General features: G+C 66.2%; 22 protein-coding genes and 1 pseudogene. 9 read left to right on the top strand and 14 right to left on the bottom strand.

What is annotated here, in order from left to right; genetic code table 11:
- Window positions 1–134 precede the first annotated feature (134 nt).
- The gene (locus ABD923_RS12905; protein ID WP_259548454.1) at window positions 135–2,288 is read left to right on the top strand and encodes an ATP-binding protein; all 2,154 of its coding nucleotides are present in this window, start codon (window positions 135–137) and stop codon (window positions 2,286–2,288) included.
- Here the strand turns inward: ABD923_RS12905 and ABD923_RS12910 are convergent.
- A complete protein-coding gene (locus tag ABD923_RS12910) occupies window positions 2,285–3,307 on the bottom strand; it encodes an asparaginase (protein WP_259548452.1) in 1,023 nt (340 codons plus the stop codon). The two genes, ABD923_RS12905 and ABD923_RS12910, sit on opposite strands and share 4 nt — an antisense overlap.
- 180 nt (window positions 3,308–3,487) lie before the next feature.
- Here ABD923_RS12910 and ABD923_RS12915 point away from each other — a divergent pair, with 180 nt between their 5' ends.
- Together ABD923_RS12915 and rlmN are read left to right on the top strand one after the other, a co-directional pair.
- On the top strand, window positions 3,488–4,018 hold the full coding sequence (locus ABD923_RS12915) for an invasion associated locus B family protein (protein ID WP_259548450.1): 531 nt from the start codon (window positions 3,488–3,490) through the stop codon (window positions 4,016–4,018).
- Between the two features lie 67 nt (window positions 4,019–4,085).
- Window positions 4,086–5,267 carry a dual-specificity RNA methyltransferase RlmN gene (gene rlmN / locus ABD923_RS12920; protein ID WP_259548448.1) on the top strand — a complete coding sequence of 394 codons (1,182 nt, stop codon included), beginning with the start codon at window positions 4,086–4,088 and terminating at the stop codon, window positions 5,265–5,267.
- Window positions 5,268–5,409: 142 nt separating this feature from the next.
- On the opposite strand, the gene ABD923_RS12925 is transcribed toward rlmN, so the two are convergent.
- Entirely contained in the window at window positions 5,410–5,595 is a 186-nt protein-coding gene (locus ABD923_RS12925; RefSeq protein WP_222189782.1) for a hypothetical protein, read from the bottom strand.
- Between the two features lie 392 nt (window positions 5,596–5,987).
- On the opposite strand from ABD923_RS12925, the gene ABD923_RS12930 reads away from it, so the two are divergent.
- Window positions 5,988–6,494: a CAP domain-containing protein gene (locus ABD923_RS12930; protein ID WP_259549140.1), complete on the top strand. Its 507-nt coding sequence runs from the start codon at window positions 5,988–5,990 to the stop codon at window positions 6,492–6,494.
- On the opposite strand, the gene ABD923_RS12935 is transcribed toward ABD923_RS12930, so the two are convergent.
- Genes ABD923_RS12935 through mtgA form a run of 5 tightly spaced genes read right to left on the bottom strand, consistent with a single transcriptional unit; the run spans window position 6,481 to window position 10,375 of the window.
- A complete protein-coding gene (locus ABD923_RS12935) occupies window positions 6,481–6,969 on the bottom strand; it encodes a L,D-transpeptidase family protein (RefSeq protein ID WP_259548446.1) in 489 nt (162 codons plus the stop codon). The two genes, ABD923_RS12930 and ABD923_RS12935, sit on opposite strands and share 14 nt — an antisense overlap.
- A 57-nt stretch (window positions 6,970–7,026) precedes the next feature.
- Window positions 7,027–7,899: an SDR family oxidoreductase gene (locus ABD923_RS12940; RefSeq protein ID WP_405048296.1), complete on the bottom strand. Its 873-nt coding sequence runs from the start codon at window positions 7,897–7,899 to the stop codon at window positions 7,027–7,029.
- Window positions 7,890–8,927: a tRNA epoxyqueuosine(34) reductase QueG gene (gene queG / locus ABD923_RS12945; RefSeq protein WP_405048295.1), complete on the bottom strand. Its 1,038-nt coding sequence runs from the start codon at window positions 8,925–8,927 to the stop codon at window positions 7,890–7,892. Before queG ends, ABD923_RS12940 begins: the two co-directional genes overlap by 10 nt.
- Window positions 8,924–9,589: an FtsZ-binding protein FzlA gene (gene fzlA / locus ABD923_RS12950; RefSeq protein ID WP_259548445.1), complete on the bottom strand. Its 666-nt coding sequence runs from the start codon at window positions 9,587–9,589 to the stop codon at window positions 8,924–8,926. Before fzlA ends, queG begins: the two co-directional genes overlap by 4 nt.
- Window positions 9,590–9,649: 60 nt before the next feature.
- Window positions 9,650–10,375 carry a monofunctional biosynthetic peptidoglycan transglycosylase gene (gene mtgA, locus ABD923_RS12955; protein WP_259548444.1) on the bottom strand — a complete coding sequence of 242 codons (726 nt, stop codon included), beginning with the start codon at window positions 10,373–10,375 and terminating at the stop codon, window positions 9,650–9,652.
- A gap of 126 nt (window positions 10,376–10,501) precedes the next feature.
- Here mtgA and ABD923_RS12960 point away from each other — a divergent pair.
- A pseudogene (locus tag ABD923_RS12960) lies at window positions 10,502–11,038 on the top strand (arginase family protein).
- 4 nt (window positions 11,039–11,042) lie between these two features.
- Here ABD923_RS12960 and ABD923_RS12965 read toward each other — a convergent pair.
- Complete coding sequence (locus ABD923_RS12965; RefSeq protein WP_259548443.1) at window positions 11,043–11,768, bottom strand: class II aldolase/adducin family protein; 726 nt, start codon at window positions 11,766–11,768, stop codon at window positions 11,043–11,045.
- A 196-nt stretch (window positions 11,769–11,964) separates the two neighbouring features.
- Here ABD923_RS12965 and ABD923_RS12970 point away from each other — a divergent pair, with 196 nt between their 5' ends.
- Complete coding sequence (locus ABD923_RS12970) at window positions 11,965–12,870, top strand: LysR family transcriptional regulator (protein WP_259548442.1); 906 nt, start codon at window positions 11,965–11,967, stop codon at window positions 12,868–12,870.
- Window positions 12,871–12,988: 118 nt separating this feature from the next.
- Here ABD923_RS12970 and ABD923_RS12975 read toward each other — a convergent pair whose 3' ends face one another.
- The 3 genes from ABD923_RS12975 to ABD923_RS12985 are packed head-to-tail and all read right to left on the bottom strand — an operon-like array spanning window position 12,989 to window position 15,455.
- Complete coding sequence (locus ABD923_RS12975; protein ID WP_259548439.1) at window positions 12,989–13,975, bottom strand: OmpA family protein; 987 nt, start codon at window positions 13,973–13,975, stop codon at window positions 12,989–12,991.
- 2 nt (window positions 13,976–13,977) lie between these two features.
- A complete protein-coding gene (locus ABD923_RS12980) occupies window positions 13,978–14,730 on the bottom strand; it encodes a GNAT family N-acetyltransferase (protein ID WP_259548437.1) in 753 nt (250 codons plus the stop codon).
- Window positions 14,727–15,455 carry a competence/damage-inducible protein A gene (locus tag ABD923_RS12985; protein WP_259548436.1) on the bottom strand — a complete coding sequence of 243 codons (729 nt, stop codon included), beginning with the start codon at window positions 15,453–15,455 and terminating at the stop codon, window positions 14,727–14,729. Before ABD923_RS12985 ends, ABD923_RS12980 begins: the two co-directional genes overlap by 4 nt.
- Before the next feature lie 52 nt (window positions 15,456–15,507).
- Between ABD923_RS12985 and sfsA the strand changes: the two genes are divergently transcribed.
- From sfsA to radC, 3 genes are all read left to right on the top strand, one after another.
- The gene (gene sfsA / locus ABD923_RS12990) at window positions 15,508–16,230 is read left to right on the top strand and encodes a DNA/RNA nuclease SfsA (RefSeq protein ID WP_259548435.1); all 723 of its coding nucleotides are present in this window, start codon (window positions 15,508–15,510) and stop codon (window positions 16,228–16,230) included.
- 73 nt (window positions 16,231–16,303) lie between these two features.
- The gene (gene map, locus ABD923_RS12995; RefSeq protein WP_259548434.1) at window positions 16,304–17,113 is read left to right on the top strand and encodes a type I methionyl aminopeptidase; all 810 of its coding nucleotides are present in this window, start codon (window positions 16,304–16,306) and stop codon (window positions 17,111–17,113) included.
- A gap of 54 nt (window positions 17,114–17,167) precedes the next feature.
- Window positions 17,168–17,962, top strand: coding sequence for a RadC family protein (radC, locus tag ABD923_RS13000; RefSeq protein WP_405048294.1), 795 nt, complete (start codon window positions 17,168–17,170; stop codon window positions 17,960–17,962).
- A 62-nt stretch (window positions 17,963–18,024) separates the two neighbouring features.
- Here the strand turns inward: radC and ABD923_RS13005 are convergent, their stop codons facing one another.
- The 3 genes from ABD923_RS13005 to ABD923_RS13015 form a co-directional block, all read right to left on the bottom strand.
- On the bottom strand, window positions 18,025–19,584 hold the full coding sequence (locus ABD923_RS13005) for a phosphate ABC transporter substrate-binding/OmpA family protein (RefSeq protein WP_259548431.1): 1,560 nt from the start codon (window positions 19,582–19,584) through the stop codon (window positions 18,025–18,027).
- 24 nt (window positions 19,585–19,608) lie between these two features.
- The gene (locus ABD923_RS13010) at window positions 19,609–20,709 is read right to left on the bottom strand and encodes a hypothetical protein (RefSeq protein ID WP_345229502.1); all 1,101 of its coding nucleotides are present in this window, start codon (window positions 20,707–20,709) and stop codon (window positions 19,609–19,611) included.
- Window positions 20,710–20,833: 124 nt separating this feature from the next.
- Complete coding sequence (locus tag ABD923_RS13015; protein ID WP_259548427.1) at window positions 20,834–21,508, bottom strand: sulfotransferase family 2 domain-containing protein; 675 nt, start codon at window positions 21,506–21,508, stop codon at window positions 20,834–20,836.
- Window positions 21,509–21,536: the final 28 nt, after the last annotated feature.

Below are 21,536 nucleotides of genomic sequence, written 5' to 3' on the forward strand. Positions count from 1 at the left end.
CAGCGTGCCATAGCGGTGATCCCCGAGTCCACGATTCGCCCGGTCAGGGTCAGGACATCCTTACCCGTTAACCAATTCTTCAGCCTGTCCGCGCCATGCTGTCCGCGCGTAAAGGGGCGACTGACGGAAGAACGATGGGGTTTGGCGGCATTGATGACAGGCTGGCGCAGGAACGCCGGGCGCGCCTTCAGGCCGAGCGCCTGCTCGCCCTGCGGTCCGAGGAACTGTATTCCGCCAATCGCAAGCTGGCCGAACACGCCCATGCCCTGTCCCACCAGGTCATCGAGCAGCGCGAAGAAAACGCCGCCCTGCGCGGCCAAAGCGAAGAGGCCGCTGCCGCGCTTGATATCGCCACCGACCGCGCCGTTCTGGCCGAGCGGCGCCTGTGGGATGCTCTGACCGCCGCCGAGGATGGCTTTGCCATTTTCGATACCGATTGCAGGCTGGTCATTGCCAACCCGGCCTGGCTGGCCCCCTTCGACGGGATGACGGATGTCGCGCCCGGCGCCTCCTACGAGGCGATCCTGCGCATCGCGACCGATGAGGGGATCGTCGATTTGCAGGGCGAGGGGCCGGATGACTGGATCGACCGGATGCTGGCGCGGTGGGAAATAGCCCCGATCCCGCAAGAGGATATCCGGCTCTTCAACGGCACCTTCATCCGCCTGATCGACAAGCGCACGCCGCAGGGCGATACCGTTTGCCTTGGCCTCGACATCACGCGCACCATTGAACGCGAGCAGGCCCTGCGCGAGGCGCGCGATGCCGCCCTTGCCGCCAGCCGCGCGAAATCCACCTTCCTCGCCAATATGAGCCACGAGATCCGGACGCCGATGAACGGCGTTGTCTCCATGGCCGACATGCTGCGCGAGACCGGTCTGACCGAGGAACAGGCGCTTTATGCCGAGACGATCCGCAATTCCGGTGAGGCGCTTCTCGTCATCATCAACGACATCCTCGACTATTCGAAGATCGAGGCGGGCAAGATGGTGCTGCATCGCGATGCTTTCGATCTGCCCGCGATGATATCCGAGATCTTCCGACTGCTGCGCCCCACGATCGCGGGGCGCGATCTGGACCTGCGGCTGGACTACGACCCGTTCCTGCCCGACCGCATGATCGGGGATCGCGGGCGCGTGCGGCAGGTGCTGACGAACCTGATCGGCAACGCCGTGAAGTTCACCGAAGCCGGGCATGTGATCGTGCGCGTCGTGGGCGACCCGCCACCGCCCGCCGGAACCAGCCCCAGCCGCCTCACCCTGCGCGTGATGGTCGAGGATACCGGCATCGGCATTCCACCCGACATGCAGAAGCACGTGTTCGGAGAGTTCAACCAGGTCGAGGATCAGGCCAACCGCCGCCATGACGGCACGGGCCTTGGACTCGCCATCTCCTATCGTCTGGTGAAGATGATGGGGGGCGAGATGTGGCTGGACTCGACCCTTGGCCAAGGCTCCGCCTTAGGGTTCCGGATCAGTTTCGATGTCGACCCCAGGGCCGGCGGCGACCCGGTGCCGCCGCTGCCCGACGGAACCGGCCCCGTCTACCTGGTCGGCGATGGCGGAGAGGTGGCGCATGCCATCGGTGCAAAGCTGGCGCGGCTCAGGGCCGACATGCGCTACGTGCCATCCCTGCCGCCCCCTGACGTATGTGCCGGTGCATCGGCATTCATCTGGACGCAGCCGCCCGACGATCCGCCCAAAACACATGCTGCCCTGCAAGCGGCGGGCATGTCGGGCCTGACCGCGTGCCTCGTGACCGGACCCACGCCCGATCTGCCCGACTGGCTGACCCCGCTTGAGGCGTCGATCTCATTGGGCGATCTCGCGGCCATGCTTACGATGGCCCCTTCGCCCGAGTCTTCGGGACAGAAAGCCGTGCCAAACCGCCGCCTCCGCGTGCTTGCGGCCGAGGATAACAAGACCAACCAGATGGTCCTGCGCGCCCTGCTGAAAACCTGCGATCTGGACCTGACGATGGTGAATGACGGGGCCGCGCTTGTCGCCGCGTATCAATCGGACCCGCCCGATCTGATTCTCACCGACATTTCCATGCCCGGCATGGACGGGACCGAGGCAACCAGGCGCATTCGCGAGATCGAGGCAAGCCGGGGCGTCCCGCCCGTCCCGATCATCGCCATGACGGCCCATGCCCTCGACGAAGACCGCCAGCGCATCCTTGCCAGCGGTCTCGACGGTTACATGACCAAGCCGCTGAGGAAAGAGGTGCTGCTGTCGAACATCGCCGCGCACCTGCCGCCGGGCCGCACCCCGGTCACGCCGCGCTAGGGCCGCCAGCGCGCGAGGTCGTCACTAACCTTGATGAAGCCGGTTTCGATGCCCCGCCAGTTGCGGATCGGCCCGTGCGCAAAGGCCACGGCCTCGGGGTGTTCGGGGTCCAGCACGCCCATCGCGATCAGGATCTGCGTGATCACCGCCTCCGAGGCGCGCGTGCCGCCATCCTCGATCTTGACCGCGACGCCCATGCGCCGCTCGGGGATGATTGCGGCAAAGACCGCCTCGGCCCCGGTCTTGATCGTGGCGCGCCCGCCCATCGCCCGCATCAGCCGGGTACAGGCGCGCCCTTCGCCCGCGACAAGCTCGGGGTGGGCGGCCATGGCCGTGCGCAGCGTCACCATCGCCTCGTCGCGCACCCCGCCGCCCGCGCCCGCCGCCGCATAGGCCGCAAGTGCCTTGGCAAAGGCCTTGAGCCGCGTCGCGAAATTCGGGGCCGAGCACCCGTCGATGCCGTAACCGGGGCTGTCCTCGCCCGTTACCTCTTCGAAGGCGGTGCGCACGGCGACCTGAACGGGGTGGTCGATCTCAAGGTATTCCGGCCCGGCGTTCAGATGCTTGGCCACTGTCAGAAAGCCGGAATGCTTGCCCGAGCAGTTGTTGTGCATCTGGTTTGGCCCGTCATGGGCGCGAATCAGGCGGTCGCGTTCTTCGATGTCGTTGGGCCACTGGCAGCCGCAGCGCAGCGCGCCCTCGCCCAGCCCCAGATCGCCCAGCCAGTCTTCGACCATTCCGCGATGCACCGCTGCCCCCTGGTGCGACGCGCAGGCCAGCGCAAGCTGCCGTTCGCTCAGGCCCGCCTCGCGCGCTGCCCCGCTTTCGATCAGCGGCAAGGCCTGGATCATCTTGCAGGCGCTGCGCGGCAGGATCACGGCCTCTGCATCGCCCCAACTGGCCACCAGCCCGGTGTCGTGATGCCAGATCGCGACATGGCCGCGATGGGTGCCTTCGTGGAACGGCCCGCGCCAGATTTCCACCAGTTCCGCGGCGTCCGTATTGGCTCGTTCCATCATGCGCGTGTCCCTCTTGTCCGCTGGCGTTCACAGAACGGCGAATTTCCGCCGCCGGGTCTTTCTCAAATCCGCGCAATCCCCTATGTTCGTCCTGTGGATAAGGCGCGCGACCGGGTTAGTCCTGAACCAAAAACCTTGCGCGCGCCAGAGGCAGAGAAGGGGCTGGAGGCTCTCGTGGTCATGAAGAATACCATTGTCGGCATGGTTGCGGCGGCGGCGCTCACGTTTGGCGGGGCGGCACTGGCGCAAGAAGAAGAATCCTCGAACCGTGTGGCTGCCGAGACGGATTGGAGCGTTTTCGTCGAAGACGATCCGACCCAGTGCTGGGTCGTGTCCACCCCGCGCGAGACCCTGAACACCCGCGACGGGCGCGAAGTGTCGGTGCGCCGCGGCGAGATCCTGATGTTCGTCAGCTTCTGGCCCGGCCAGGACCGTCTGGGCGAGGTTTCGTTCACCGGTGGCTACCCCTTTGCCGACGGCTCCACCGTTACGATGCAGATCGGCGACTCGACCTTCGAGCTGTTCACCGATGGTGAAATGGCCTGGGCCGCGTCCCCGCAGGATGACCAGCGCATCATCACCGCGATGAAGCGCGGCGCCGACGCCGTCCTGACCGCGCGCTCCAGCCGGGGCACCCAGACGCAGGACACCTTCTCGCTCATGGGCTTCACCGCCGCCGTCGAGGATGCCGAGACGCGCTGCTCGGGCTAAGCCCGGGTTTGCGAAAACGCGGCGGCCTCTATATGTGACCCTCGACCTTATCCGAGGATTCTGACCGATGACCGCCAGCGCCCCTGTCACGCAGGATGTTCTGACCATTCCGCGCAAGCTGCCCGAGGGCGGCAAACTGAACCTCGTGGGCCTGACCCGCGAGGGGCTGCGCGATGCCCTGATCGCCGCAGGCACGCCCGAGAAACAGGCCCGCATGCGCACCGGGCAGATCTGGCAATGGATCTACCAGAAGGGCGTGCGCGAGTTCGGCGCGATGACGAACCTGTCCAAGGATTATCGCGCGCAGCTCGATGAGCATTTCACCATCGCGGTGCCCGAGATCGTCTCGAAACAGGTCAGCCTGGATGGCACGCGCAAATACCTGATGCGCATTGCCGGCGGTCACGAGGTCGAGGTTGTCTACATCCCCGAGGAAGATCGCGGCACGCTGTGTATCTCGTCGCAAGTGGGCTGTACGCTGACCTGTACCTTCTGCCACACCGGCACGCAGATCCTGGTGCGCAACCTGACCGCGGGCGAGGTGATCGGCCAGGTCATGGTGGCCCGCGACGACCTCGATGAATGGCCGCGCCCCGGCGAAGGCTCGGGCGAGCGCCCGCGCCTGATCTCGAACATCGTTCTGATGGGCATGGGTGAGCCGCTCTACAATTTCGAGAACGTGCGCGACGCGATGAAGATCGCGATGGACGGCGAAGGCATCGCCATTTCCCGCCGCCGCATCACGCTGTCCACTTCGGGCGTCGTGCCCGCGATCGCCAAGACCGCCGAAGAGATCGGCTGCATGCTGGCCGTGTCCTTCCACGCCACGACGGACGAGGTGCGCGATGTCCTCGTGCCGATCAACAAGAAGTGGCGAATCAAGAAGCTGCTGGAGGCGCTGCGCGAGTATCCCAAGGCGTCCAATTCCGAGCGTATCACCTTCGAATACGTGATGCTGAAGGATGTGAACGACAGCGACGAGGATGCACGCCGCCTGGTCAAGCTGATCGCGGGCATTCCGGCCAAGATCAACCTGATCCCCTTCAACGAATGGCCCGGCGCGCCCTATCAGCGCTCGGACTGGGACCGGATCGAGAAATTCGCCGACATCATCTACAAGGCCGGCTATGCCAGCCCGATCCGCACCCCGCGCGGCGAAGACATCATGGCCGCCTGCGGACAGTTGAAATCGGCCACCGAACGCGGCCGAAAGTCCAAGGCCGAGATCGAGGCCGAAACCGGCATCTGACAATATCCGCCCAGACAGCGAAAAGCCGCCCTGCGAGGGGCGGCTTTTTCATGTGGACGCCGTGCATCTGCACGATCCTGAAAAAAGAAAAGGCGGCCCGCCGAAGCGACCCGCCTTTCCAATCACGTCTGATCCGTTGGGATCAGTTGTGGTGCAGAGCAGCTGCGATCAGGATCAGAGCGATCACCGGAACGATGATACCGCCAGCCGAGCTGGACGTGTCTTCAACGATCACGACGGGCTCGACAACGGTCGGTTCAACGTAGCCGCCGGCGAACGCACCAGTGGCGACGACCGACAGAGCAGCAGCGAGAGCGAGTTTCTTCATAGTATCCTCCAAGATACGCCCCTTTTTGCGCGACATGCACAGGTTCAGGGCACCCAAGACTGTACCTCGTATCCGTGTTTAAGCAGCAATGCCTTGCGATTGCAACGCCACTTGAAATTCGCGCGCGGCAGGATTCCGAACGTGTCGTCATATTGGCAACACATGCGGGTCCTGACGAACGGAATCGACTCAGACCGAAGCCATGGTTCACACATAGAGGTGCAACGTGGCCGGAGCGATTGGGTTGCATTGCCCCTGCAACAAGCGCCCCCCGGCTGCGACATTTATGCCACGGGCTTTTCCGGGGCGGGCGGCCAACCTGGCCGGATCGTTTACGAAATCTAAAGGATTTTGCCTTAAATCCTTGGCGCATGACACGCAGACAGGTCCTCATGGCGAGTGCTGCGATCCTTCCGGCGCTCGGATCTTGCGGGCTGTCCGGTGCCCATCCCCAGACCGCCCCGCAGCTTGGGGCCGCCCCTCGGGCGCGCGATGATGTGAGCCGTCGGCGGCTTTCCTTGCTATCCGTGCTCAATGCGCACCGCAGCGCGGCTGATTTGCCGAATCTCACCCTTGCGCCAACGCTCGACCGCGCGGCGCTGGCCCATGCGCGCGATCTCTCTGGACAGGGCCAGACCGGGCATCGCGGCACCGATGGCAGCATGCCGACCCAGCGCGCCGCCCGAACCGGATATGCCGGGCGCCTTTTGGGTGAGGTCGTGGCGCGCTCGACCTCCGGGGCGGGCGCCGTCCTGTCCGACTGGCTGGCAGACCCCGATACCGCCGCGGTTCTGCTCGACCCTGCGGCGCAGGATGCGGGGCTGGCCCTTCATGTCGACGCGGTCGGCACGGGCTGGTGGGTCGTGATGACCGGAACCGGGGGATCTACGGATGAATGATGATCGGCGTGCCGTCTTCGACCATGGCGTAGATGCGCCGCATTTCGCGATTCGTCACCGCAATGCAGCCCGCCGTCCAGTCTTCATCACCGCGGAATTCCCGTGGCGTGCCATGGATGAAGATATCGCCCCCGGGGCTGACCCCGGCCTCTTCCGCGGCGGCGATGTCTTCTGCGTTGGGATAGCTGATGCCGATGGACAGGTAATACTCGCTGTCGGGGTTGCGCCGGTCGATGACGTATTCGCCCTCGGGCGTGCGCCCGTCGCCTTCCTGCGCCTTGTGCCCTTCGGGTGCGAACCCCAGCTCGATCGGCATCGCCTCGAGGATTTCCTCGTGGTGATAGAGTACCAGGAACCGCTCGGATTTATGCACCTCGACCCGCGTCACCTCGGGGCCGTCATACTCCATGAACCGCGAGCATCCCGCGCCAAGCGCAAGAAACAGGCTGAGGCTGAGGATCAAAAGGGCGCGCATGGCCGGAACCTTCCTGGCGGGAGCTATCGCGAAAATACACTCCGGCGCGATGCCCGGCTAGGGGTCGCCGTCCGCCTCGGCAGAAAGCAGCGCGGCCAGCCCCTCGCGGTAGGTCGGATAGCGCAGGCGCACGCCAAGCTCGTCCTTGATGCGGTCGTTCCGCACGCGTTTGCTTTCGGCGTAAAAACTGCGCGCCATCGGGCCAAGCTCGGCCTCGTCGAAGGGGATGGCTTCGGGCACGGGCAGGCCCAGCAACTCGGCAGCATGGGCGATGACATCCTGCGGCGGCGCCGGGTCATCGTCGCAGACATTGTAGGCCGCGCCGGGATTGGGCCGGTGAATCGAGGCCAGCAGCACCTGCGCGATATCCTCGACATGGGTGCGGCTGAAGACCTGCCCCTCCTTGATGATGCGCCGCGCCGTGCCGTTGCGCACCTTGGCGAATGGGCCGCGCCCCGGTCCGTAGATGCCTGCCAGCCGGAAGATATGAAGCGGCAGGCCATGGTCGCGGTACAGGTCCATCCAGGCCGTTTCGGCGGCGATCCGGGCCTGTCCGCGCTTCGTGGTCCCCGTCAGCGGCGTCGATTCGTCGACCCATCCGCCGTCATGGTCGCCATAGACGCCGGTCGTCGACAAGTAGCCGACCCAGTCCAATCGCGGCGCGGCTTCGGCCAGCGCGTCGCGCATGCGTGCCACCACGATATCTTCACCCTCGACCGGCGGAATCGACACCAGCACATGAGTGGCCTCGGCCAGTTCGGCGGCGATCTTGTCTTCCTCGCCGGGAAAAAGCGCGCCGAGGATCGACGTGCCGCGCCATTGATCGAGCGTCTCCTGTGAGCGCGTGGTTGCAAACACCCGCGTATCGTCGGGCAGAAGGCGCAGCAGCGCCTTTGCGGAATATCCCAGGCCAAACACGATCAGGCGCATTGCAATCTCTCCACTGCCCACCGGGCCGCGTCCGCCACGGCCGGGTCGGGGTCATTCATCAAACCCTGCGCCACCGGACGCAACCGGGCCTCGCCCGAATTCCCGATGGCATAAAGCACGTTCCGCACGAAACGGTCCCGACCGATCCGCTTGATCGGACTGCCCGAGAACATCGCGCGAAAACCGGCGTCGTCCAGCCCGGCCAACTCCTCCAGCCGGGGCGACAGGAACTCGGGCCGCGCGGCGTACCGCATTTCGGTCGCTTCGACCGCGAACTTGTTCCAAGGGCAGGCGGCCAGACAATCGTCGCAGCCATAGATCCGGTTGCCGAGGCCGGGGCGCAGCTCGGGGTCGACCGGGCCTTTGTGCTCGATCGTCAGGTAGGAAATGCAGCGCCGCGCATCGAGTTGGAACGGCGCGGGGAAGGCGCGCGTCGGGCAGATGTCGAGGCAGGCGGTGCAGCTTCCGCAATGCTCCCCCTCGGGCGGGTCGGGCGCGATCTCGACGGTGGTGAAGATCGCGCCAAGAAAGAACCAGTTGCCCAGATCCCGCGCCAGAAGGTTGGTGTGCTTGCCCTGCCAGCCCAGACCAGCGGCTTGGGCCAAGGGCTTTTCCATCACCGGCGCGGTGTCGACGAAGACCTTGATCTCGTGCCCCGGCGCCTGGTCCAGCAACCAGCGGCCGACGCGTTTGAGGCGCTTTTTCACAAGGTCATGGTAGTCGCGGTTCTGCGCGTAGACGCTGATGGTCGCGCGGTCCCGGCGCGTGATGGCCTCCAGCGGGTCGCTTTCGGGCGTGTAGGGCTCGGCCAGCATGATGACAGACCGCGCCTCGGGCCAAAGCGCCGTCGGATCGCCGCGCCAATGCATCCGTTCGGCCATCCAGCCCATCTGCCCGTGCCGCCCCTTGGCCACGAACTCCGCCAAGCGGCCGGCGGCCTGCGGGATGGCGTCGGGCCGGCACACGCCCATCCGTGCGAAGCCCGCCGCGCGGGCCTCGGTTTGCAGGGCGGTCTTCAGATCGGTCAAAAGTCAAGGTTCGCGTAATGCGGCGGTTGGATGAAGCCCGAGATCTGGTCGGCCAGGATCGACCGGAAGGCCGGGCGCGATTTCATCGTCGCGTACCAATCCTTGACAGCAGGCGACCGGTTCCAGTCCACGTCCGAGATGTAGTCGAGGCAGGACAGGTGCGCGGCAGCCGTGAAATCGGCCAGCGTCATGCGGTCGCCCGCCAGCCAGCGGCGGTGATCCAGAAGCCATTCCATGTAGCTCAGGTGGAACTTGATGTTCGCCGCCCCCGCCTTGACCGCGCGCCCATCCGGGTAGCCGCCGCGCATGATCTTCTTGTTCACGCGCTCGTAGACGAGGTTCTTGGTCACCTCGTGGTGGAACTTGTCATCGAACCACGCCACCAGCCGCCGCACCTCGGCGCGTTCGGCGGGCGCGCTGGGCATCAGGGCCGGTTCGGGATGCGTCTCCTCGATGTATTCGCAGATGGCCTGCGACTCGGACAGGTTCATGCCGTCGATCTTGAGGATGGGCACCTTGCCCGCCGGGTTGCGGCGCAGGAACTCGGTCTTGGGTTCCCAGTATTTTTCCTCGACCAGTTCGACGTCGATCTTCTTTTCAGCCAGGACAAGACGCACCTTCCGGCAGAAGGGCGAGAGGGCGAAGTGATAAAGGCGAACCATGACTGCTCGGGAAACCGGGTTGGGATTGTTCATCGTCTTTGCAGAAATCCGCGCGGTTTTTCAATTCGCAAAGCACGCGTCGCGCCCATCGGCGCGGATCGTCGCCGCCCCGTCGCGAATGGCGGCGGCTCTCCGCTCGACCCAGGCCGAGGGGGCGGAGGCATCGCGCTCGGACGGGTTGGGCAGAACGGCGGCCAGAAGCGCGGCCTGCCGGGCCGAGAGATCGGCGGCGGAGATGCCGAAATGATGCCGGGCCGCCGCCTCGGCCCCGAAGACACCGGGCGCGAACTCGGCCACGTTCAGATAGACCTCCAGAACCCGGCGCTTGGGCCAGAGGGCTTCCATCACCGGGGTGATCACAGCCTCGAGCGCTTTGCGCAGCCAGGATCGCCCGTGCCAGAGAAAGGCGTTTTTCGCGACCTGCTGGCTGATGGTGGAGCCGCCGCGCGCCGCCCCTTCGTCGATGGCCGCGCGGATCGCGTCCATGTCGAAGCCCCAGTGCAGGCAGAAATTCGCATCCTCGGCGGCGACGGCGGCCCTTTGCAGGTTTTCCGAGATCTCCTCCATCGGGACCCACGCGTATTCCGCGCCCCCAAGCCGCCGCGATTCCGAGAAGATGTAGGGCGTCGTGGGCGGGGGCATGACGGCATAAAGCCCGACCCAGGCGAGGATCACAGCGACCGAGGCCAGCGTGGCACGCGCCAACCAGCGCCGCAGCCAACGCGCTGCGCGCCTTGTCCGCGACACGCGCGGGGTCACGGTTTTCCTGCGGGTTCGTTTCGCCATTTCGCCTGCCTGCCGGGGGCTCTTTGCCCTCTTGTGCGGGCACGATAGCGGCAAGTGCGGCGCAAACAAAGGCGTCGGCGCGACAATCGCTTGTCAGCGCGCCGATCCGCCCGCAGGGTTTGCCCCATGACACATGGATACGAGTCCGGCCGCCTGAACCTGCCCTTTGTCGGCATCGCCACTTTCGGCAAATACCCCTACCAGCCCGATTGGGAGGGGCTTCAGGCCGATGTCGCCATTCTTGGCGCCCCGTTCGATTTCGGCACGCGATGGCGGGCCGGCGCGCGCTTTGGCCCCCGCGCGATCCGCGAGGCTTCGACGCTCTTCGCGTTGGCCATGCCGGGGCCTATGACCACGAGGATGACGTCACCTATCTCGGGCCGGGGACGCGGATCGTCGATATGGGCGATGCCGATATCGTCCATACCGATACCGAGGGCAGCCACGCGAATATCGAGGCCGCCATGCGCGCGGGTGCCGGAGGGCGTGGACCTCTACCTGACCATAGATATTGACGGATTCGATCCGTCCATCGCGCAGGGCACGGGTAGGCCCAGCCATGGCGGGTTCCTCTATTACGAGGTCCTGGAACTTCTGGCGCTCCTGGCGGCACAACTTCTGCTGAACCTGATCGGGCGCATCCTGCACGCCCGCAACGCCTGAGCCATCACTGCGCGTAGTCGGGTTCCTCGGCATCCAGCATGGCGCGCATCCCGGCAAGGAACTCGGCCTCGGCCTTTGTGTCGCCCTCCTGCTGCCGCGCGGTCAGCTCGGCCACGTCGGGCGAAAGCTCCCGCAAGGGGCGGCCGGTTTGCAGGGCAAGGATGTAGGTCCGCGCCGCGCGCTCGAAATAGTACATGCGCATGAAGGTCTCGGCGACGGTCTCGCCGATCACCAGCACGCCGTGATTGCCCATGATCATCGTGCGCACGCTCGGATCCTGGAACAGGCGGGCACAGCGCGTGCCTTCTTCTTCCAGCGCAAGGCCGCCATAGGCCTCGTCCACCACCTGCCGGTTGTAGAACATGGCCGAGGACTGGTCGATCGGCGGCAGGCGACTGTCGGCGAGGCTGGCGAGAACCGTGGCATAGGTCGAATGCACATGCATGGCGCAGCGCGCATGCGGGACATGGCGATGCAGGCTGGCATGCAGGCCCCAGGCCGTCGGGTCGGGCGCATCGGGGCCTTTCGCGCTGTCGGGGTCGTTGGCGTCGATCACCCAAAGGTCCGAGGCGCGCATCCGGCTGAAGTGCTTTTTCGGGTTGATCAGGAACTCGGTCCCGTCGTCGTTCACCGCCAGCGAGAAATGGTTGGCGACCCCCTCGTGCATGGTCTCGCGCGCGGTCAGGCGGAGGGCGGCGGCAAGCTCGGCGCGGGCGGTGGCGTGATCCATATCGGGGCTCCTTCGGTCGGTCGCGGCCACCCTAGCGGACGCCCCCGCGGGAACAAGGCGAACTGCCTCGAATGCTGTTGCGCGGTCACGAACGATCCGCGCAATTTCCCGTCTTTGAACAAGGCGTGACCCCAATCGCGCCCCATTTCACGATCAATGTGCACCCTGAGCAGCAAGTATGCAGGTGTAACGCATCATGGATCGTTTGACGGAAATGGAAGCCTTCGCCACGGTCGTGGATCAGGGCGGCTTCACGGATGCCGCCCGAAAGCTGGGAATCTCGAAATCCGCGGTCTCGAAACACGTTTCGAGCCTCGAAGCACGTCTTGGCGCGCGCCTTTTGAACCGCACGACACGGCGGGTCAGCCCCACGGAAATCGGCCTTGCCTATTACGACCGGGCGCGCCGGGTCCTGAACGATGCCGGAGAGGCCGACGCCCTTGTCACCGCCATGCAATCGGCGCCCTCGGGCACGCTGCGCGTCTCCATCGCGACCGATTTCGGGGTGAACCATGTTTCACCGATCCTCGGCAAGTTCCTGAACGAATACCCCGAGATCACCGTGAACATGGTGCTGAACAACCGCTATGTCGAGTTGATCTCGGAAGGGTTCGACATGGCGATCCGCGTGGGTGAGCTGGAAGACAGCAGCCTGCGCGCGCGCAAGATCTGCGAAACCACCCGCCGCATGATTGCCTCGCCCGAGTATTTCGCGCGCTACGGCCGCCCCGAGAAGATCGACGATCTGAACGAACACAAGCTGCTGCATTACTCGAACTCGTCGTCCAGCAATGTCTGGAAGATCACCGCGCCCTCGGGCGAGCAGCGCCAGGTGCGCACCGGCGGCTGGCTGACGGTGAACGACGGTCAATCCCTGCTGAACGCCGCGATCGGCGGCCTTGGGATCGCCTACCTGCCCAGCTTTCTCTACGCGGAGCCGATGCGCGAGGGTCTGCTCGAAGATGTGATCCCCGACCTGCCGGTGGATGTGCAGGGGATCTACGCCGTCTATCCGCCGGGCCGGTTCATCCAGCCCAAGGTGCGATCCTTCATCGATTTCCTTGTGACGGCTTTCAAGGACAAGGGGCCGACCGACTGGTAAGCCCGCCCTCCCGTATTCCCCTTCGTGCCAGCGCCTGCATCATGCAGCGCGCCGACTATTCCCCCGGTGATGGCCGATCCATCCCGGGGGGATTTTTTCTGATGTGCAAGAAATCGCCTTAGCCCGGGGTCGTCAGCACGACCTCAACCCGCCGGTTCGCTTCGCGGCCTTCGTCCGTGTCATTGGCGGCGCGCGGCGCGAGAAAGCCGATCCCCGCGGCGCTGACCTGTTCGGGCGACACGCCAAGGCGGTCGATCAGGTGGCCGCGCACGGCCTCGGCCCGCGCCTCGCTCAGCGCGATGTTGCCTTCAAGCGACCCTTGCGCATCCGTGTGCCCGACAAGGACGATCTGCCGTGCCGGGTCGCTGGCCAGAAACCGGGCCAGCTCGGCAAGCGAGGCATAATCCGCCCCCGACAATTCCGACGCCCCGGTCTGGAAACTCAGGTCGTCCAGCGGGGCCGAGCCGTGAATCAGCAGGCGGTCGATCAGCCCCATATCCCCTACCATCGGCGCCGTGGGGATGCTCGCCTCCGGCGCGCGGCTGGAGCCTGTAACCGGCGCGGCGGTCTGGTCGGCCGGGGTGACAAGGGTCAGGTGCAGGTAGGCCGTTTGCCCGCCACGCGAGACCACCACCGCCACGCGGTCGCGCCCCCCATCTTCGCCATCGCGATCCGCGGCGATATAGCGGAAATCGCCCAAATCCACGTGCATCGTGGGGGCCTCGCCGACCGAGATCGCATTGCGGAAATCGAAACCGCCGCAGGCCCGGTCCGCGCAGGCAAAGGTGATGCGGTAGCCCTGCGCCTCAAGCTGTTCAGCCAGGGCAGTGGCCAGTTGCGCGCTGCTATCGGTGGCGGCATTCGGTACATGCCAGGTGAAGCCCTGGACGACACCCTGGGCCAGATCCGTGGGCACCTGCCCGTCCGCGAAAGGCCCCGTGGCAATGGCGTGATCCCCCGGCGCGGCCGGGTCGGTCGCCACCAGCTCCGCCCCCGGCGGCAGATCGAGGTCGAGCGCAGACGCAGCCCCGGCGCAAAACACCGCGGCGCACATCAGGCTCAGGGGGGCGCAGAGGCCGCGTTTTCTGCGGCCGAGGGTGGTCATTTTCAGGCTGTCTCGCCGTTTTTCACTCGATAGTGGTACTGTCCCACAGGATTCATCCCCAAGGAAGCGTAAAGCCCCAGGGCCGGCGAATTCTTGCGCGTGACAAGAACGGCGAAGGTCTCCGCGCCCTGCTCGGCGGCCCAATGCGCCGCCGCCCGCATCATGTGTCCGGCCAGCCCCTGCCGCCGCGCGCGGGGCAGAACCTCCAGCGCGTGCAGCATGGCGACCCCGTCCGAGATGGCCACAAAGGCCGTGCCCGCGGGCCGGTCGCCGATGCGCCCGAAAAGGCTGGTCTTGGCGCCCTCGGCCCGGTGCATCACGGCCAGACGCGACGGGCCGATGCCCCCCTCGGCCCAGATCTCCTCCTGCACGGCGAGGGGCGGCCAGATGTCGAAACAGGTGACGCGCGGCGGCGGCGCGGCCATCTCGCCCGCGGCGATGGCAAGGGCGACGGTCTCGTCGCGGTTGGCGTAGCCTTCGGCCTCCAGCACGGCATCAAGGCCGGTCTGGTTCCCCGGCACCATGAACAGCGCGTCCTGACCGATGGCGCGCTGCGCGTCCGCGACGGCGGCGATCTGCGCGGGCGTCACCTCCGATCCGTCCGAGGTCGCGTCCACCAAGCGCGCGGCGGACACGCGGTTACCGCCCCCGCCGCCATGCGCGACCGTGAACGGCCCCACGGTCTCGACCCGCTCGGGCGGCCATGTCCGGGCGATGACGCGCGCCAGCCGCTCGGGCGGCAGGGCCACGCTCACCGCGTCTCTCCGAACAGGGCGGAAAGCTCCTGCATCACGGCATCCACCGCCTGCCCGTCCTGGCTGCGCACGACGATATTCGACCCGTGCACCCCGTCGCGGATGAACGGGTAGGACCCGATCGAGACCTCGGGGTGATCCTCGGCCAGCTTGCCCAGCCTTGCCGCGATATCGCCCTCGCCCTGCCGCACCATCAGGCTTTGCGACAGGACCGGCGCACCACCCGTCAACGTGGGCAACACCCCCGCCAGCATCGCCTCGAAGATCGACGGGACGCCCGCCATCACGTGCACATTCCCGAGGGTGAACCCCGGCGCTGCGGAAATCGGGTTGTCGATCAGGGTCGCGCCGTCGGGGATGCGCGCCATGCGCAAACGGGCCTCGTTCAATTCCTGCCCGCGGGCGTCGTAATGCGCCTGAAGGATCGCGCGCGCGTCGTCGCGGATGCCGATCGGGGCACCCATCGCTTCGGCCACGGCCTCGGCGGTGATGTCGTCATGCGTCGGCCCGATCCCACCCGTGGTGAACAGGTGATCGTAACGGCCCGCCAATTCCTTCACCGTGGTCACGATGGTCGCGTGATCGTCCGCGATCACCCGCGCCTCGCAGAGCGGGATGCCGTGATCGGTCAGCGCCCGGGCGAGGTGATACATGTTCGCGTCGCGGGTGCGCCCCGACAGGATCTCGTCCCCGATCACGAGCATCGCGGCGGTAGGGGATGTCATGGGCAGGCTCCACGCTTGAGGAAAACGTCCCAATCGGTATAGGGGCGGGCCCATGCGCTTTCAAACCCCTCTCGTGCCCGCGCGGCTGATCCGTCGCTACAAACGCTTCCTCGCCGATATCGTGCTGGAGGACGGGACCCAGGCGACGGCCCATTGCCCCAATCCCGGCTCGATGATGGGTCTGAACGCCCCGGATAGCCGCATCTGGGTCGAACCGAATGACGACCAGAAGAAAAAGCTGAACTACGGCTGGCGGCTGGTTGAACTGGACGGCGGGCACCTTGCGGGCATCGACGCAGGTCTGCCCAACCGCATCGTGGGCGAGGCGCTGGCCGAGGGGCGCATCCCGGCGCTGACGGGCTACGAAACCATCCGCCCCGAACAGAAATACGGCGAGAGAAGCCGCATCGATTTCCTGCTGAGCGCCCCCGGTCGCCCCGACGCCTATGTCGAGGTCAAGAACGTGCACCTGCGCCGCGACGGCGACTGGGCCGAGTTCCCCGACTGCGTCACCGCGCGCGGCACCAAGCACCTGGGTGAGCTGTCGCGCATTGCGCAGGCCGGGGGCCGCGCCGTCATGCTTTACGTCATCCAGCGCACCGATTGCGCCCGGTTTCGCCTTGCCGCCGATCTCGACCCGGCCTATGCGGCGGGTTTCGACGCGGCGCGCGATGCCGGGGTGGAAATGCTCTGCCACGCCACGCGGATCGACCGCCATGGCGTGTCTCTGGCCGGGCCGCTGCCGATCGACGAGGGGCCGCAAGCGCTGCGCTGACCTGTCCGGCCCGCCCCGGCTGGAAAACCGGCGCCGAAAGGCATAAATTCCGCACAAGCACAGGAGGCTTGTCTTGGACGATTTCAAGGGCCGTCTGACCAAGGACGGCATTCGCATACACGAGCCCGCCGATTTCGCGGGCATGCACAAGGCCGGGCGGCTGGCGGCGGATATCCTTGACCGGATCGCGCCCATGGTCGAACCGGGTGTGACTACCGCCGCGCTCGACGCGGAAATCGAGCGTATGGTGGACGAGGCCGGGGCAAAATCGGCCACCATCGGCTATCGCGGGTACAAGCACGCCTCCTGCATCAGCGTGAACCACGTGGTTTGCCACGGCATTCCGGGTACCAAGGTGCTCAAGGATGGCGATATCCTGAATATCGACGTCACGGTGATCGTCGATGGCTGGTTCGGGGACACCTCGCGCATGTATGTGGCGGGCACGCTGGGGCGTAAGGCTGAACGCCTCGTGCAGGTGACCCATGACGCGCTGTTCAAGGGGATCGAAGCGGTCAAGCCCGGCAACACCTTCGGCGATATTGGCCATGCCATCCAGACCTTCGTCGAAGGCCACCGCATGTCGGTCGTGCGCGATTTCTGCGGTCACGGGCTGGGGCAGGTGTTCCACGCGCCGCCCAACGTGCTGCATTATGGCCGCCCCGGCACCGGCCCGGTTCTGGAAGAGGGCATGTTCTTCACCATCGAGCCGATGGTGAACCTTGGCCGCCCCGAGACCAAGGTGCTGGCCGATGACTGGACGGCGGTGACCCGCGACAAGAGCCTGTCGGCCCAGTTCGAACATTCCATCGGCGTGACGGCGACGGGATACGAGATCTTCACCCTCTCGCCCGCGAATAAATTTCATCCCACCTGCGCCTGATCCGGTAACCGGATATTAACCAGAGCATGGCACAGTGTCGGCATGTCAAATGTCATGCCGACTCAGCCGAGCTTTTCCTTTGACGAAGTCTCTTCGCGTTTCGTGACGGCTGGGCCCGTCGTGTCGAACCCGGCCCCGACCGCGCGCGCGCCGGCGGGCGGCCCGTCCAGAGGGGCGGAGCTTCACCGTCACAAGCATCGCGACCGCCTGCGCCAGCGGTTTACCGAGGGCGGGGCAGATGCCGTGCCTGATTACGAATTGCTGGAGATGATCCTTTATCGCGCCATTCCGCGCGGGGATACGAAACCGCTCGCCAAGGCGCTGCTGAAGCGGTTCGGCGATATCAACCACGTTCTCGCCGCGCCCGAGGCCCGGTTGAAAGAGGTCGTGGGCGTCGGCGACCGCGTCGTGTTCGAGTTGAAGCTGATGCAAGCCGTGGGGCACCGCATGGCCCGCGCCAAGGTGCTGAAAAAGCCCATCCTGTCCTCGTGGGACGCGCTGCTGGAATACTGCCAGACCGCGATGGCGCATCGCGACCTCGAACAGTTCCGCGTGCTTTACCTCGACCGCAAGAACGTGCTGATCGCGGACGAGGCGCAGGCCGACGGCACGGTCGATCATGTCCCCGTCTACCCGCGCGAGGTGGTCAAGCGTGCGCTGGAACTGAACGCCTCGGCGCTGATCCTCGTGCACAACCACCCCTCGGGCGATCCGACGCCCAGCCAGGCCGATATCGACATGACCTATGCCATCCGGGACGCGGCCGAGGTGTTGGGCCTCGTGATCCATGACCACCTTGTGATCGGCAAGGCGCGCGAACTCAGCTTTCGGGCAGAAGGGTATCTGTGATGCGGCAGGGCGCGGCCCATTGCGAGCATCTCACCCAACCCGGCCAAAACGCCCCGCAGGCGCTATTCCAGCCAGACCTCGACACGCCGGTTCACCGCGCGGCCCCAATCGGTGTCGTCGCAGGCCATCGGCATCGCCTCTCCAAAGGCTTCGACGATCATCTCGACCCGATCCGGGTCAACGGCCTCGGCAGCGGCGATCACCGCCTCGCGGACCGTTTCGGCACGCCTGAGCGACAAACGGCGGTTGACGGCTGCCGCGCCCGCACTGTCCGAGAAACCTACGAAGATCAGGCGCCGCCCGTCAAAGGCCCCGCGCTCGATCGCGGCGGCCAGCCGCAGGACCGAGGCGCGCGATTGGGTGTCCAGCTCGGCCGTGCCGTCCCCGAAGCGGAACGTGGGCGACAGGCGCTCGGCCCCGTCCAGCCGCGCGACGAGGGTTTGCAGATCGGCGAGTGTCACGTCCTCGCCCGCCCCGGCAATCGCATTGGCCAGCCGCGCACCCTGCCACGCCAGCGGAGTGCGCGTGAGGCTCTGGTTCACGTAGCCGGCGGATTGGACCATCCGCTCGGCGGTCTCGGAGCGGGTGAAATCGAGGAACTGGCGCACCAGTTGCGGCAGGCGGCGCGGCGCAAGGTACAGGTAAACCGGCGCGGTCAGGGGGTAATCCTCGGCCTTCACGGCGTCGGGCGTCGCCAGTTGCGAGAACCCGCAAGCCCCCCTCAGCGGCAGGGATCGCGCCAGGCCGCGCGAAGATCGGGGCATGATGCCCACGGCATAGGGGTCATTCGCCACGGCGGCCGCCAAGGCCGCGCCGCTGTCATGGCGCGTGACCTCTTCGGACAGGCCAGAGTCGGATGCGACAAGAACGCGATCGGCGAAGCCCTGCGCCAGGCCCAGCCCCGGCGACAGAAGATGCAGGGCAACCGGTGCGTCCGGGCCCCCAAGTTCGGACCAGTTCGTGACCTCCCCGCCGAAAAGGCGGGCGAGGTCCGGCAGCGAGATCGCGTCCACCGGGTTCTCGGGCGATACGACGGGCACCAGCGCGTCCAACGCCAGAACGCGCACGCGCCGCTCAAGCGCCGGGTCATCCGGGGCGGCGGCCTCGGCCGCGCGGCGCTCGGCGGCGTTGGGTTCGCGCAGGGCCAGCGCGATATCCGTCTCGCCATTCAGAAGCGCCAGAAACCCTGCGTCGGTGGTGCCGGGGGTGAGGTGAAAGCGTGCGGCGGGGCTGCCGTCTCTCCGCGACAGGGTAAAGATCTGCGTGCCGTCCGCGCCCTCGGTCTGGCGCAGCGCCATGCCTTGCGCTTCGGCAAACCCTTGCAGCAACTCGGGCATCAGCCCCTCGGCCACTGTGGCTGCGCCCGCGATGCGCGCCTCGGCGACAAAGGTCGTCAGGTCGGGACAGCCGGGACCGGCACAGGCCACGCCCTGCGCCGACACGGTCATCGGGCCGAATTCTGTTTCGATCCGGTAATAGGCGCCGTCATAGGAGATCAGGTTGCCTTCCAGCGTGACCGATCCATCGAGCGAGCGCAGTTCGACATCCTGCGCGATCGCCGGCGAGGGATGGGACAACAGGAAAAGGGCGGCGATGACTGCCGCCCCGACATACCGGATCATGGATCTGTGAAACTGCGCAGGGCCTCAATTGGAGGCGAGTCTCACGTCCCCCAGCAGATTTTGCAACACAAGAAAGTCGCCCACCGCGTCGCAACCGGGATGGGTGAAAGTCAGCGGCGTCACCTCGACCCGGCCCGCGGCCTCGGCGCGCAGGGTGCGGGCCTCGGCGGGGTCGCCGCAATTGGCCGCTGTGATCTCGGCATCCAGAGACAGGCGGACGGAGTCGCCCTCGGACAGCGTGTCGCGCGGCAGCGTATAGACCTGCGCAAGCATCGGATCGTCCATCGTGGGGTCGCCCAGTTGCGTCAGGAAGCCACCGGTGCCGTCAAGCGCGGCGGCAGGTGTGCGGGGCGTTTCGGCCCAGACATGCCCTTCTTCGCCGAAGCGCGCGCCGAATTCCATCGCGTGCAGGCTGAGCGCGGCATGGCCTGCCCAGGACACGCCGATGCGGTCATACGCGCGCAGGTCGGCCAGCGGCACAAGCAACGAGTCTTCGGTCCCATCGCCCATGCGCACGGTGAAGAAGGCGGGCGTCTCGAAGGCCGGGATGTCCAGCGTCAGAAGGCCCAGGGCATCCGTGCGCGCGGTGATCGTCAGGCCGGAGTGTTCGACCGTGACCGTGGTGTCGGGCTGGCAGGGCGACAGGATATCGAGCGCCACCATCGCGGCGGGCTGTGCCGTTGCGTCGACGGTCAAGCCGCAGGGCAGGCCAAGCGGAGACAGTTGCGGGTCCTCGGACGTTACGGCGGCCGCGTCCGGGATTCGCGCTGGCGCGGCATCGGGCGTGGGACCGTCGCCCATCGCGGCGAGGTCCCGCAGATCGGGGGCCGCGGCCTCTTCGGTCAGGGCGACCTCGACAACGGGGTCCACCTGCGGCTCGGACATTGCGGGGGCCATCGCGACGGCAAGGGCCAAGGGAAGGGGGCCGTCCGTGGCTGCAGCGGCGGCTGTTACCGGCGCGGCGGATGCAGGCGGCAAGAGATCACCGGCAGTCGATGCGACGGGTTGAGAAGCGTCGGCACCGCCGGAAGGCATCGGGAGCAGGCCTTGCGATGCCGCATAAACGCCGCCGCCGGCAAGGCCGAGGGCCACCGCGGAAACGCGAATGATAAGGGAACTGGGCATGACGTGACCTTTCGCTCGCTTCGATTGGCGAGGAGGATCACCCCGGAAATGGGCAGAAATCAGGAAACAATCGGGGCGGTTTTGCGGATATCGGACACGAGGCCCCGCGTTTTTCCGCCGTGCGTCAGCCGTGATCGGGCGTGGGATCCTGCTGCACCTGCCGGGCGATCAAGTCGAAATCCGCCGCGTACATTTCCCGGATCGCGTCGTGATGGGCCGGGGTCAGATCCTTGCGCGTCACGGTTTTCGTCGATTTGTTTTGGTGCCCGAGGGGCGACCGCAGCCCGGCCTTTGCAGCGATCCGGGGGTAGTGGTCGGCCAGGCGATCCAGCAGGATCAGATCCTGGACCATGACCTCTCCGTTCGCATCGAGGACGAAATCGACCTGTGGACGCACGAAGTAGAACTTGCGCCCGCGCGTCTCGGCGCGGCCCGCCTTGCCAAGCTGCTCGGGCAACCATGTTCCAAGGAATCGGTCGAAGGAGATCCGGCGTCCGTACCTTTTCGGGGCGAGGTAGTTGTAGATGGACAAGGCGCGGTCCACGGGATCGCGCAACAGGGCAAATGTGTAGTAGCTCGCGAACATTTCGGGCGTCGCATACCAGTATTGGATGTACTCGCGCGCACAGAGATGGGCGAGGCGTGGTGGCCCGTTTCGCGGGTTCTTGTTCGGGCGCAACAAGAGCGGCGCGCGACTCTCCCAGTCGAGGCCCAGATCCTCGAGAAAACAGGATTCGATGCTTTGCCCGCCGCATTTCGGAATGTGAACGAAGATCGTCTTGTGGGGATGCGAAATCACCTATCGCCCCTCCTTGTGTGGGGACCGG

It is taken from the genome of [Roseibacterium] beibuensis (assembly GCF_039542305.1).
GTDB lineage: Bacteria > Pseudomonadota > Alphaproteobacteria > Rhodobacterales > Rhodobacteraceae > Roseibacterium > Roseibacterium beibuensis.